Source organism: Amycolatopsis sp. NBC_00345 (assembly GCF_036116635.1).
Lineage (GTDB): Bacteria > Actinomycetota > Actinomycetes > Mycobacteriales > Pseudonocardiaceae > Amycolatopsis.
This window is the reverse complement of the sequence record NZ_CP107995.1, coordinates 202,450-214,997: the sequence shown is the minus strand read 5'-3', so window position 1 is coordinate 214,997 and position 12,548 is coordinate 202,450. Positions and strand designations below refer to the sequence as shown.

The window sequence follows — 12,548 nt, the reverse complement described above, 5'->3', positions numbered from 1 at the left end:
CAGCGAGAGCCGGGACCCGCTTCACGGATTTCCCAAGGGTCACGGCGATTTCCTGCCAGCGCCCGCCCTGCCGTGCTTCCTACGCTCGGCTCGTGCAAACCGAAATCACCCCGCCTTCCGCGGGACTTGTCCGAGGCCCCGTGGTCGGATTCATCTCGCTCGCCGCGGCAGTCGGCACAGCGGCCCTCTACCCGTTGCAACCCGCCATCGCCGAGGTCGGTGGCGCGCTGGGCACGTCGCTCGCCTCCGTCGGCGTGGCGCTGGCCTGCGGCCCGATCGGCTACCTGTGCGGGCTCGCCCTGCTGGTTCCGCTCGTTGACCAGCTTTCCCCGCGCCACGTCCTGTCCGCGCAGTTCGGCGCGCTCGCCGCGGCTCTGGCGCTGAACGCGGCCGTCGGCCAGGTCTGGCTGCTCGGCCTGGTTCTCGGCGTGGTCGGTGCCTGCTCGTCGGCCGGCGCCGGGCTGAGCTCGGTGGTCGGCAGGCTGGCGAGTGCGGACCGGCGGGCCACTTCGCTGGGAATCGTCACCGCGGGGATCTCGGCCGGGGTTCTCGGCGGCCGGATCGCCGGTGGCTGGCTGGCCGACCTGATCGGCTGGCGAGGGATGCTGGGGGTCTTCGCCGGTGCGTGCGCGGCCATCGCCGTGACAGTGCTGTTCGTGATTCCACCGGTGGCCGGCGCCACTGACCGCGGTTACCTCGCGACCCTGCGCTCGATCCCCGGGCTGTACCGGCGGTACTCGGCTCTCCGTCTCGCCGCGATGCGGGGCACCCTCTGGTTCTTCGCGTTCTGCGCCGTCTGGTCCGGGCTCGCGGTGGCCCTGTCGGAGCCTCCTTTTTCGTACTCCGCGGAGCGCATCGGGTTGTACGCTTTCGCCGGAATACTGGGGATCGCCGCCACACGAGTCGCGGGAGCGTGGACCGATCGGGTGGGCGCCCGCCGGGTGATTCTCTGCGGCCTGTGTCTCGCCGGCCTCGCCGGTGCTGTGCTTGCCTTCGCCCTCTCGAGCACCGTGTCGACGCTGGTTTGCCTGGCCCTGTTCGACGCGGGCCTGTTCGCCGCCCAGGTCGCGAACCAGAGCACGGTTCTCGCCATCGAGCCGGGCGCACCGGCGAGGTTCAACAGCGCCTACATGGTCGTCTACTTCGCCGGGGGAAGTCTCGGCACGGCTTTCGGCGCGGCCGCGGTCGAGCGGGTCGGCTGGACGGTGACCGCACTCGTCACGACGGCGGTCACCGTGGTCGCGGCGGTGATCACCCTGCTCGCCCGTTCCGGCGGCGAGCGGATTCCGCGCGGAATTCAGGGGGCCGTTCAGGGTTAGCCCGGATGTCGCGGCGGGTGGCGGCCGGAAGAGTCGTCACCATGACGATGATCTGGCGAACAACGCTGGGCGCAGTGTCCGCCGCCGCGGCGATCGTTTCCCTCGGCGCGGCCGCCCCTGCCGTCGCGGCACCCTGCACCTGACCGACCCGGCACGCACCGATCCGTGGTCTTCGCAGTCCGGGCAGTTGATGACGGACATCTACTACCCGGCCATCCCCGGCACCAGCGCGCCCGCCTCGTACCTGAACATCGCCGAAGCAACAGCACTACTCACCTACACCAACCTGCCGGGAACCCTCGCGCCGTCCACTTTCGCCGCCACCTGCACCGGGACGCGCGCTGACGCCCTGCCCCTGCCCGGCCGCTATCCGCACCGTCGACCACGCCTACGAATCGGTGGCCACTCAACTCCCCGGCGGCGTGCTGCCCTGCGTGGCGTGCGACGAGCTCGACGCCGGCACGATCAGCCATGCGCAGGTCGCGACCAGCCGCGCCCAGGACGTGTCCTTCCTGCTGACCGAACTCACCGGACCGGCGGGTGCTGGCCGGCGCCAACCTGGACAGCCCCATCACCCCGCCGGTGCCCGCCACCGGCCTCGGCCACCGCCCGGTCCTGCTGGTCGCGGCGGCGGACCCGAGCAGCCCGGAGCTCGTGCCGAGCTGGACCGCCGGCTGGCCGAACCTGCACGGCTGGAAGCGGTGGCTCACGGTCGCCGGAGCCGACCATTACTCGTTCACCGACCTGGACTACCTGGTCAACGAAAGCGGCGCGCTGCCCATCCCGAACGCTCCCCGGTCGATCACGATCACCGCCACCTACGTCGGCGCGTTCTTCCAGCGGCAGCTCAACGGGTTGCCCCAGCCGCTGCTCAACGGCCCCAGCGCGGCGTTCCCGGAGGTGACCTTCACCAGCCCCTGAACGGGAGCCGGCTCAGACGGCCGGGGCCGCCGGGAAGTCCATGGTGATCCGCAGCCCGCCGCCGTCCGGGAGGTCCAGGCGGAGCTCGCCGCCGGAGTGGCGGACGATCTCGCGGACGATGGCCAGGCCGAGGCCCGAGCCGGGGACGTTCTGGTGGGCGCCGCTGCGCCAGAAGCGGTCCATCGCGCGTTCCAGCTCCTCCGGGCGCAGGCCGGGGCCGTGGTCGCGGACCGCGAGCGTGACGCGGTCGCCGTCGCGTTCCGCCGAGACGAGTACCGACGTGCCGGAGGCGGTGAACTTGAACGCGTTGTCCAGCAACGCGTCCAGGATCACCTCGAAGCCGCGCGGCGGGACGAGCACGCGCACGCCGGCGGCGTCGCCGGAGGTCTCCAGGGTGACGTCTCGGGCCGCGCCGACCACCGTCCAGTCCGCGACGCGGTCGGCCACCACCTCGCCGAGGTCCGTGGCCACCAGCTCGCCGCCGGCGGCCTCCGCGCGGGCCATCGAGAGCAGCTCGTCGAGGATCTGGTGCAGCCGTCCGGCGTCGACCCTGGCGGCGTCGAGGTCGGCGGCCGCGGCCTCGTCGCCGACCTGGCCGTCGAGGTTGCCGAGCCGGATCTTCAACGCCGTCAACGGGTTCCGCAGCTGGTGCGAGGCGTCCGCGACGAACGCGCGCTGTGCGGCCAGCGCCTCCGAGACGCTCGCGGCCATCCGGTCGAACGACCGGCCGAGCTGGCGCAGCTCCGGCGGGCCGCCGCTCTCCCCCACCGGCTCCGCCGTCCGGCCGCTGACCACCGACGCCACCAGCGCGCCGGTCGCCTCGTCGAGCCGCCGCACCGGACGCAACGTCCAGCGCACCACCGGCAGGGCGACCAGCAGCGCCAGCCCGAACGCGACCACCGCGCCCGCTGCTAGCACCAGCCACTGCCACAACAGCTCCGTGCGCACGTGCTCGGTGGACGACTCCGTGACGACGGCGCCGCGCACCTCCCCGTCGATGAGGATCGGCTCGGCCAGCACCAGCGGCTCGGTCTCCCACGGCATCAGCAACGAGCCGGGCGTCGGGTGCCGCCCGGCGAGCGCCTCGTTCGCCGGGCCCTCGATCGCCCGTGAGTCGATGCGCTCCGCGTCCGTGCCGCCGAGCGAGCTGAGCACGGCGACGTCGTCCTGGTTCACCACCACGACCTGCACGCCGTACACCTCGGTGTAACGGCGCAGCTCCGGCTCCAGCAGCGCGGGCCGGTTGTCCAGCAGCGGGCGCTGCGCGAGCGAAGCGAACCGCGCGGTGTCGGTCAGCCGGTCCAGGAAGAGGTCCTGCTGCGCGCTGCCCGCCATGCTCAGCGCGAGCGGGATGCCCAGGCCGAACACGAGCAGCGCGACGAGCGTGACCACGATCCCCTGGAGGCGGACGCGCACAGCTCAGCCCCGCCCGCCGAGGCGGTAGCCGACGCCGCGGACGGTCTCGATCAGCGCCGGGCGGCCCAGCTTCGTGCGCAGCGTGGCGACGTGGACGTCGAGTGAACGGCTCTCCGCCGCGCCCCGGTGGCCCCACACCTCGGTGAGCACGTGCTCTCGCGAGCACACCGTGCCGCGTGCGCCCGCCACCAGGGCGAGCACCTGGAACTCCTTGCGGGACAGGGCGATCGACTGGCCGTCCACGAGCACCTCGTGCCGCGCCAGGTCGATCCGCACGTCGCCGACCTCGATCACCGGCTCGGGCACGCCGGCCCGCTCGCCGCGGCGGCGCCGCACGGCCTCCACGCGCGCCAGCAGCTCCTCGACGTCGTAGGGCTTCACCAGGTAGTCATCGGCACCGGCGCGCAGGCCCTGCACCCGGTCGTCCACCTCGCCGCGGGCCGACACCACGATCACCGCGACGTCGCTGACCGCGCGGATCTGGCGGCACAGCACGACGCCGTCGATGTCGGGCAGCCCCAGGTCGAGCAGCACGACGTCCACCTCGTGCACCCGGTCGAGCACCCCGGCACCGGACGCCAGGCGTTGCATCGCCAGCCCGCGCCGGGTCAGCGCGGGCACGAGGGCGCCCGCGACCCGGTCGTCGTCCTCCACCAGCAGCACCCGCACCGCTCGCCTCCCCGGTGATCCAGCCCACGGTAGCGGGGAACTCTAGGGGGCCACCGCACCCGAGCCCGAAAGGGCACCGCGAACTACCCTCGGTGACACGCCGGTGCCCTCAGCGACGGGCGATCGCGTCCCGTTTGGCTAGGCTGAGCAGCACAAGACCGACCCGGACCCCGTTGAGCACGGCGGCGAGTCGATACCTACTTGAAACCCTAAGTATTGCTCAAGCGGCCTTTACAAAGGGGGCGACGAGGGTAGGTTTCCGCCATCAACGTGGGACCGGCGTCCCGCAGCAGCAGGTAGACGAGCTCTGGAGGCCAGATGACCGCGGAGGTGGCGGCGCCGATGATCAAGGCGGCCGCCGTGAACAAGTACTTCGGCGACCTGCACGTACTCAAGGAGATCACCCTCGAGGTGCCGCGCGGCCAGGTCCTGGTGGTACTCGGGCCGTCCGGGTCGGGCAAGTCGACGCTGTGCCGCGCGATCAACCGGCTGGAGCCGATCAACTCGGGCGAGATCGCGGTGGACGGCGTCGCGCTGCCGGCCGAGGGCAAGGCGCTGGCCGCACTGCGCGCCGACGTCGGCATGGTGTTCCAGTCGTTCAACCTGTTCGCGCACAAGACGATCCTCGAGAACGTCATGCTCGCGCCGGTAAAGGTGCGCAAGACCGCCAGTGCCGAAGCGCGCAAGACCGCGATGGAGCTGCTGGAGCGGGTCGGCATCGCCAACCAGGCCGACAAGTACCCGGCGCAGCTCTCCGGCGGGCAGCAGCAGCGCGTGGCGATCGCCCGCGCGCTCGCGATGCGCCCGAAGGTGATGCTGTTCGACGAGCCGACCTCGGCGCTGGACCCGGAGATGGTCCAGGAGGTGCTCGACGTGATGACCGGCCTGGCCAAGGACGGCATGACCATGCTCGTGGTCACCCACGAAATGGGCTTCGCACGCCGGGCCGCCGACCGCGTCATCTTCATGGCGGACGGCGAGATCGTCGAGGACACCACTCCGGAGGAGTTCTTCACCAAGCCCAAGAGCGACCGGGCGAAGGACTTCCTGGGCAAGATCCTCACCCACTGACCGACCGACCCCACCGGCGCCTTCACCGGCGCCCGCCCCGGAGCGGCAGCACAGCCGTGCCGACGACAGATACAGGAGACACTCAGATGAGGATCCGCACCCTCGCGGCAGGCCTGCTCGCCGGCAGCCTGCTGCTCACGGCCTGCGGCAAGGAGGGCACCCCGACGAGCCCCGGCGGCGACGCCAGCGGCGCGAACACGGCCGCCCTGCCGACCTACACCGTCGCGCAGAACGTCGACCTGGCCGGCTCCCCGGTGTTCACCAAGATCAAGTCCGCGGGCAGCATCACCATCGGGGTCAAGGACGACCAGCCGGGCCTCGGCTTCAAGGACCCGACCACGGGCAAGTTCAGCGGCTTCGACATCGAGATCGCCCGGATGGTGTCCGCGGGCCTCGGCTTCAGCGAGGACAAGATCAAGTACACGACGGTCGACTCGGCCGCGCGTGAACAGGCGATCTCCAACGGGCAAGTCGACCTCTACGTCGGCACCTACACGATCACCGACAAGCGCAAGGCGCTGGTCTCCTTCGCCGGCCCGTACTTCCAGGCCGGCCAGGGCCTGCTGGTCCGCGCCGACGACAACTCGATCACCGGCCCGCAGACGCTCAAGGGCAAGAAGGTCTGCTCGGTCACCGGGTCGACCCCGATCCAGCGGGTCCGCGACCAGGGCCTGACCGAGCCGGGCAACATCGTCGAGTTCCAGAAGTACTCGCAGTGCATCGACAAGCTGGGGACCAAGGACGTCGATGCCGTCACCACCGACGACGCGATCCTCAAGGGCTACGCCGCCCAGGACAAGACCCTGAAGGTCGTCGGCGAGCCGTTCTCGAAGGAGCCCTACGGCATCGGCCTGAACAAGGACGACAAGGTGCTGCGGGACAAGATCGACGACCTGCTGCAGGCCAGCCTGGACGACGGCACCTGGCAGAAGATCTACGACGCCACCCTCGGCAAGTCCGGCTCGACCGCGACCAAGCCGACGATCGTCAAGTACTGACCCGGTAAGCGGCCGGTGGACGGGGATCTCCCGGCCACCGGCCGCTTGACATCCACCACCAGCCCACGGACGCGGGGAAGGGCCCATGGACGTCCTGCTCAACAATCTGGACCTGTTCGGTCCGTTCTTCCTCACCACGATCGAGTTGTTCGCGATCGCCGCGGTCGGCAGCCTGGTCTTCGGCACGATCCTGGCGATGCTGCGGGTGAGCCCGGTCCCGGTGTTCCGCGCGATCGGCACGACGTACGTGACGATCGTCCGCAACACACCGCTGACCCTGGTGTTCGCCTTCTTCGTCTTCGCCTACCCGCTGCTGAACATCGTCAAGGTCAGCTACTTCACGGCGGCCGTGGTCTCGCTTACGGTGTACACCTCGGCGTTCATCTGCGAGGTCGTGCGCTCGGGCATCAACACGGTGCCGGTCGGCCAAGCCGAGGCGGGCCGCGCGCTCGGCCTCAACTTCGGCCAGATCCTCGGCCAGGTGGTGCTGCCGCAGGCCTTGCGATCGGTGGTGCCGCCGATGATCAGCACGCTGATCGCGCTGCTGAAGAACAGCACGATCGCCGGCGGGTTCTCGGTGTCCGAGGCCGGTGCGATCCGGAGTTACATCTCCGAGCGCGGTGACAACCAGATGGTCGCCCTGCTGTGGGTGGCGCTCGGCTTCATCATCCTGGTCTCCGTACTGTCGTTCGTGCAGCGCAGTCTCGAGAAGCGCTGGAGCGTGGCCCGATGAACAACGTCCTGTTCGACGTCCCCGGGCCGAAGTCGCGGATCCGGCACCGGCTGTACGCGGTGATCGGCATCGTCGTGGTGCTGGCGCTGATCGCGTTCGTCGTTTACAGCTTCTACGACAGCGGGCAGTTCACCGCCCAGAAGTGGGAGTGGCTGCAGTACGCGCAGGTCCAGTCGGACCTGGCGAGCGCGGTGGTGGCGACCCTCAAGGCGTTCGCACTGGGCGCGGTGTTCGCGCTGATCTTCGGCGCGGTCTTCGCGGCCGGGCGGCTGTCCGACCACGGCTGGATCCGCGGCATCTCCACGGCGATCGTCGAGTTCTTCCGCGCGATCCCGCTGCTGATCCTGATGTTCCTGTTCTACTACGGCCTGCCGACGCTCGGCTTCGACACCTCGCCGCTGTTCGCCGTGGTGCTCGGCCTGACCCTGTACAACGGCTCGGTGCTCGCGGAGGTCTTCCGCGCGGGCGTCAACTCGCTCCCGAAGGGGCAGGCCGAAGCCGCGTACGCGCTGGGCATGCGCAAGACCCAGGTGATGTTCACGGTCCTGCTGCCGCAGGCGATCCGCGCGATGCTGCCGACGATCATCAGCCAGCTGGTGGTGCTGCTGAAGGACACCGCGCTGGGCTTCCTGGTGACCTACCCGGAGCTGCTCTACTACGCGCGTTACATCGGCTCGCAGGGGGCGTTCGCCCGGCCGATCGTGCCGTCGACCATCGTGGCGGCCGCGATCTACATCGTGATGTGCCTGCTGCTGACCGCGCTCGCGACGTACCTGGAGCGGCGCAACCGGCGGAGCAAGAAGCACATCGAACCCACGGACCGGAAGGCCGAGCAGATCGTGCTCGGCAACGCCGCGGGCGGCCAGGCCTTCGGCGGGGGCCTCGGCGGCTCGAGCTGAGTCCGCTCCCCGTTCCCGAAAAGCCCCCGGTGGTTCGTCCACCGGGGGCTTCTTCCGTCTCGGCACTGTCGCGCCCGGGCGGTGATGGCTAGCGTCGTCGGCGCGGATCCCGAGCCGCGAGGAGCTGCCGTGACCGACCAGTACGAAGTGCTCAACGCGCGCTACGAAGAGGTCAAGCGGATCCCCATCGGGCTCGCGGAAGCGGCCACGGTGCTGGCCGCCGCCGGGGACCTGTCCCGCCGCTCGGTGCTGGACGTGGGCAGTGGCACAGGCTTCTACCCCCGGCTTTTCCGCTCCGCCGGCGCGTCTCGGGTCTTCGGCGTGGACGCGGCGCGCGCGATGGTCGGGTACGCCCAGCGCCAGGAGGAGCGCGATCCGCTGGGCATCTCGTACGAGGTGCACGACGCGCTGAAGCTGCCGGTGATCGGCGCGTTCGACGTGGTCACCGCCGTCTGGCTGGTCGGTTACGCGCCGGGTCCCGCCGCGCTGGACACCATGCTGGCCGGCCTCGCGGCGAACGTCCGCCCGGGCGGACGGCTGGTCCTCCTGCACCCCAACCCGGAAGCCGACTGGGCCGTCCTCGCGGACTACGCGCGCTACGGCCTGACCGTGACCCGGCACGACGTCGTCGACGGCCGCACGCGCACGACCGTCCACGTGGGAACCGAGCCGCCGTTCGAGTTCGAGTCGTTCTTCTGGCCGCCGGGCGTGGTGGAGGCGGCGCTGGCCCGGACGGGGCTGACCACCGTCCGCCGCCAGCCCGTCGTGACCCCTCCCGGCGACGAGGGCTTCTGGCGTCCCCTGCGCGAAAGCCCGACCTTCGCGGTGCTGACGGCCGCGCGTCCCTAAGCGGTCTTTTCCCGGTGTGCCACCAAAATCCCGAGCACGCCCAGCAGCACGACGAGCGCCGGCAGCAACGCCACCCACATCGAGACGTGCAGTTGCAGCAGGCCGCCCACGAAGGCCCCGACCAGCATGGCCGCGACGGCCGCCAGCTGCCGCGCCGGACGGCCCCCCTTGCCGCCCGCGGCCTTCGAGTCGGCGGCGAAACCGGTGAGGGTCCGGGTGAGCACGGTGGTCGTCAGGTCCGGGATGTCGATGCGGCGCACGGCGGCGTTCTGCACGCCCATCGCGAGGCCGAGCACGACGATCAGCAGCTCGCTGCCCAGCCGCCCGCTCGCGCCGACGGTCGCCGCGAGGACCACGGCCACGACCACCAGCGCGACCTGCACCGTGGTCGAGTGCCGCAGCAGGCGGTGCCCGCGGTCCCCCGTGCGGTTGATGAGCCGGCCACCGGCCAGCGCGCCGAGCAGGAACGCCAGCACCGCGGTCACCGAAGCGACCACCGACAGCGACGCCTCCCCCGCCGCGGCGAACCCCAGGAAGACGACGTTGCCGGTCATGTTCGCGACGAACACCCGCCCCAGCCCGAGAAAACTCACCGCGTCGACGACCCCGGTGACAAACGTCAGCGCCAGCAGCAGCCAGACGAGATCCCGCGGCGGGGGCGGCTTCGAAGCAGTCACCTCAGCAGTACAGCACCAACTGCCGCGCACCACCCGGCGAACTTGCTCACGGCCCGTCCGCGGCCAGCGCTGACGACACAGCCCGGGTCCGAGCCGGGTGGCCCAGCACGTCCGTGCTGTCCACCCACTGGTCCACCGCGCCGACGCTCCCCGGCGCGAGCGCATCGGCGAACCGGCCGGCGCCCAGCACCCGGAACGGGCGGCTGTGGAACCCCCGCACCCGCGGGTCTAGCGGCTTCGTCAGACCCAGCTCATTGTGTTGCGCCGCAACGATTTCGTACGCAATGACCAGGAACCTCTCCCGCTCGGGCCACGTCGTCGCGGCCAACGCGCCGGTGAGCGCGGGCGTCAGCTCACGCGCGCCCGGAAGACGGGCGAACGCGCTGCCCAGCCACTTGCTGTACGGCGGGTACCGCCGGGCCATCAGCAGGCACAGCCGCATGAGGTCGCGCACGAGCCGGGCGGCCACCACGGCCGAGCCCAGCTCGTCGCCGGCCTCGCCACAACGGCCGACAAACGCCTCCTCCTGGGCGATCCGCAGCCACTGCCCGGAAAGCACCTCACGCCAGACGTCGTCGGGGTACCAGTCCAGCAGGCGGCGCGCGGGGCCGAGCCGCGCGAGGCCGTCGTGGAAGACGGCGCCGCCGGTGACCTCCGCGAGCGCCTGCGTGGGCGTGGCCAGCCAGTCGGCGCGGGTGACGCCGTGCAGCGGGTCGAAGCCGAGGCGCCCGGACAGCCAGCCGCTCAGGCCGGTGACGCCGACGCCGTGGCGGAACGGGCCGTCGACGGGCGCCATCCGCCGGGTCGGATCACCCTCGTTGTCCGCGAAGTGCGTGGAGTAGCCCAGGAATTCGCGCGGCAGCTCGCGGGCCAGCAGCTCGTCGAGCGCCGGTTCGGGCTCCTGCGGGAACAGCAGCAGCCGCGGTCCCCAGTCGTGGTCGGCAGACCGGGCGCTGTCGAAGCCGAGCACCTCCGAACCGGGCCCGATCAGCGCCGCCGTGTGCACCAGGCCGGGCCGATGCCGGTCCAGCACCGGCCGGACGGCCTCGTCGTAGAAGCGTCGCGAGAGTTCGAGCCCGGGTACGAAGTCCACAATGACGATTCTGCCGATCCAGCTGCCACACCACGACCGGATTCCCAATCCGGCCAAAAGTAGGCGGGCACGGGCAGATGGTGACGGCCTGTGCGCGGCCGATCCCGCCGTGACTGTGGCCGGATTGGGAACAAACGGCACAGTCAGCCTGCCACGAGCTGTCCCTGCTGCCAGACGGCGCGGACGCGGCCCGCGAGATCCGTCACGTCCAGCTCCGATCCGTGCAGCAGCAAGAGATCCGCGCGCAGGCCCGGTTCGATCCGGCCGCGGTCGTCGAGACGCAGCAGGCGAGCCGCTTCGCTCGTGGCGGCCCGCAAGGCGCCGGCCGGGCCGAGGCCGGCTTCGGACAGCAGGCGCAGCTCGGTCGTCAAGTCGACATGCGGCCGGGGCGCGAGGTCGGAGCCCGCCGCGATCGGGACGCCCGCCGCCCGCGCGAGGTCCAGCGAACGCCGGTGCGCGCGGCGCGCGTCCGGGTCGTCGGCGGTGGGCACGAGGGTGGGCACGTACCAGCAGCCGCTCTCGCGCATCGCCGTGACCGCGGCCTCGTCGAGGAACACGCCGTGCTCGATGCTGCGCGCCCCGGCGCGGGCGGCGGCCGCGGCCGAACGCGCGGTGTGCGCGTGCGCCAGCACATCCCGGCCGCAGCGGCGGGCCTCGTCCACCACGGCGTGCAGCTCCGCGTCTGTCGGCTCGACACTGCGGCCCTCGCGGATCGAAGCCATCGAGCCGCTCGCGCCGAGCTTGATCCAGTCCGCACCGGCCCGCACCATGCGCCGCACCGCCGCGCGCGCCTCGTCCGGCCCGTCGAACACGCTGTCCGGCAGCGACGGGTCCGCGATCGCGTCCTCGCGCCCGGTGCCGGCGTCCCACCAGTCGCCGAGCCCGCCGGTCGGCGACAGCTGCCGCAGGCTGACGAGCAGGTCCGGCCCGGTGATCCAGCCCTCGCGCAGCGCGTGCCGGAACCCGGCGTCCGCGCCCCACGCGTCGCGGACGGTCGTCACCCCGCACGCCAGCAGTCCACTGAGGACAGGAACGGCCTCGAGGATCCGGGTGCTGCGCGGCAGTCCTCCCCGGCCAGGGAACGCGACGTGCACATGGCAGTCGATCAGGCCGGGAAGCAGCAGCCCACCCTTGCCGTCAAACGGATCCGGACCGTCCACATCGGATCCGACTGCCTGGATCACACCGTCCCGGACGAGCACGTTCGCGAGATCGGACACACCGTGTTCAACGTCCATTACGGACACGTTCGTCACGAGCACGAGCCCACCTTAACGCGATTCACCTTAACGAAACATCAAGTGAAGACGAGAAGCCTTCGTATCCTTGGTTGTTTTCCCAGCTCGTAGGGCTTTTTCCACCCACCACGTGCATTCCGGCGCGACGGCTGCAATACTCACCCCAGGCCGTTGATCATGAACGGCCGTCACTGGGAGATCTGGGGAAAGAGTATGAACATGATGAAAAAGCGCGCGCCCAAAAACGCCCGTATCGCGTCCGTCGTCGCGGCGTTCGCGGTGACCTCGCTGCTTTCGGCGGGCTTCGCGGCGGCACCGGCGTCGGCGGCGCCGAACAGCGCCATGTTTCTCTGCAGCGGCACCGCCTCCGGGGTGATCGGGAAGTGGGGCCCCGTCTCGAAGAAGTGCTCGTACACCAGCCCGGCCAGCGGCTGGAGCGGCAAGCTCCGCGTCTACTGGAGCGTGCAGGAGAGCACCAACCAGTCCGCGTGCGTCGAGGCTCGCATGAGCAAGGCGCGCAACCCGGACAAGTGGCAGTCGGTCAGCTGCGGCACCAAGGGCACGGGCACGATCAAGTGGCCCTCGAACACGGCGTCCATGCTGGAGGTCCGGGTGAAGGCCAACCCCACCGCACTGGCCGCGAACGTCGACTACCACATCTGACG

Annotated in this window: 13 protein-coding genes; 8 read left to right on the top strand and 5 right to left on the bottom strand. The window is 71.0% G+C overall.

Annotated elements, in window-relative coordinates:
• The first annotated feature begins 92 nt into the window (after nucleotides 1-92).
• Together OG943_RS01010 and OG943_RS01005 are read left to right on the top strand one after the other, a co-directional pair.
• The gene (locus OG943_RS01010) at nucleotides 93-1,319 is read left to right on the top strand and encodes an MFS transporter (protein ID WP_328607750.1); all 1,227 of its coding nucleotides are present in this window, start codon (nucleotides 93-95) and stop codon (nucleotides 1,317-1,319) included.
• 540 nt (nucleotides 1,320-1,859) lie between these two features.
• Nucleotides 1,860-2,240 carry a hypothetical protein gene (locus OG943_RS01005; RefSeq protein ID WP_328607749.1) on the top strand — a complete coding sequence of 127 codons (381 nt, stop codon included), beginning with the start codon at nucleotides 1,860-1,862 and terminating at the stop codon, nucleotides 2,238-2,240.
• A 12-nt stretch (nucleotides 2,241-2,252) separates the two neighbouring features.
• Here OG943_RS01005 and OG943_RS01000 read toward each other — a convergent pair whose 3' ends face one another.
• Together OG943_RS01000 and OG943_RS00995 are read right to left on the bottom strand one after the other, a co-directional pair.
• On the bottom strand, nucleotides 2,253-3,656 hold the full coding sequence (locus OG943_RS01000; RefSeq protein ID WP_328607748.1) for a sensor histidine kinase: 1,404 nt from the start codon (nucleotides 3,654-3,656) through the stop codon (nucleotides 2,253-2,255).
• 3 nt (nucleotides 3,657-3,659) lie between these two features.
• Complete coding sequence (locus OG943_RS00995; protein WP_328607747.1) at nucleotides 3,660-4,325, bottom strand: response regulator transcription factor; 666 nt, start codon at nucleotides 4,323-4,325, stop codon at nucleotides 3,660-3,662.
• A 342-nt stretch (nucleotides 4,326-4,667) separates the two neighbouring features.
• Between OG943_RS00995 and OG943_RS00990 the strand changes: the two genes are divergently transcribed.
• The 5 genes from OG943_RS00990 to OG943_RS00970 all read left to right on the top strand — a co-directional run bounded on the left by OG943_RS00990 (nucleotide 4,668) and on the right by OG943_RS00970 (nucleotide 8,875).
• Nucleotides 4,668-5,396 carry an amino acid ABC transporter ATP-binding protein gene (locus tag OG943_RS00990; RefSeq protein WP_328611958.1) on the top strand — a complete coding sequence of 243 codons (729 nt, stop codon included), beginning with the start codon at nucleotides 4,668-4,670 and terminating at the stop codon, nucleotides 5,394-5,396.
• 86 nt (nucleotides 5,397-5,482) lie between these two features.
• The gene (locus OG943_RS00985) at nucleotides 5,483-6,394 is read left to right on the top strand and encodes a glutamate ABC transporter substrate-binding protein (RefSeq protein WP_328607746.1); all 912 of its coding nucleotides are present in this window, start codon (nucleotides 5,483-5,485) and stop codon (nucleotides 6,392-6,394) included.
• An 85-nt stretch (nucleotides 6,395-6,479) separates the two neighbouring features.
• Nucleotides 6,480-7,127 (top strand): amino acid ABC transporter permease, encoded by a 648-nt coding sequence (locus tag OG943_RS00980; RefSeq protein WP_328607745.1) that lies wholly within the window; start codon nucleotides 6,480-6,482, stop codon nucleotides 7,125-7,127.
• Nucleotides 7,124-8,026: an amino acid ABC transporter permease gene (locus OG943_RS00975; RefSeq protein WP_328607744.1), complete on the top strand. Its 903-nt coding sequence runs from the start codon at nucleotides 7,124-7,126 to the stop codon at nucleotides 8,024-8,026. The genes OG943_RS00980 and OG943_RS00975 overlap by 4 nt, the downstream gene beginning before the upstream one ends.
• Nucleotides 8,027-8,155: 129 nt before the next feature.
• Nucleotides 8,156-8,875, top strand: coding sequence for a class I SAM-dependent methyltransferase (locus OG943_RS00970; protein WP_328607743.1), 720 nt, complete (start codon nucleotides 8,156-8,158; stop codon nucleotides 8,873-8,875).
• Here the strand turns inward: OG943_RS00970 and OG943_RS00965 are convergent.
• The 3 genes from OG943_RS00965 to OG943_RS00955 all read right to left on the bottom strand — a co-directional run bounded on the left by OG943_RS00965 (nucleotide 8,872) and on the right by OG943_RS00955 (nucleotide 11,883).
• The gene (locus tag OG943_RS00965) at nucleotides 8,872-9,552 is read right to left on the bottom strand and encodes a YoaK family protein (protein ID WP_328607742.1); all 681 of its coding nucleotides are present in this window, start codon (nucleotides 9,550-9,552) and stop codon (nucleotides 8,872-8,874) included. The genes OG943_RS00970 and OG943_RS00965 overlap by 4 nt on opposite strands.
• Nucleotides 9,553-9,598: 46 nt before the next feature.
• On the bottom strand, nucleotides 9,599-10,645 hold the full coding sequence (locus OG943_RS00960) for a DUF4037 domain-containing protein (RefSeq protein WP_328607741.1): 1,047 nt from the start codon (nucleotides 10,643-10,645) through the stop codon (nucleotides 9,599-9,601).
• 143 nt (nucleotides 10,646-10,788) lie between these two features.
• A complete protein-coding gene (locus tag OG943_RS00955) occupies nucleotides 10,789-11,883 on the bottom strand; it encodes an amidohydrolase family protein (protein ID WP_328607740.1) in 1,095 nt (364 codons plus the stop codon).
• Between the two features lie 219 nt (nucleotides 11,884-12,102).
• On the opposite strand from OG943_RS00955, the gene OG943_RS00950 reads away from it, so the two are divergent.
• Nucleotides 12,103-12,546 (top strand): hypothetical protein, encoded by a 444-nt coding sequence (locus OG943_RS00950; protein ID WP_328607739.1) that lies wholly within the window; start codon nucleotides 12,103-12,105, stop codon nucleotides 12,544-12,546.
• Nucleotides 12,547-12,548: the final 2 nt, after the last annotated feature.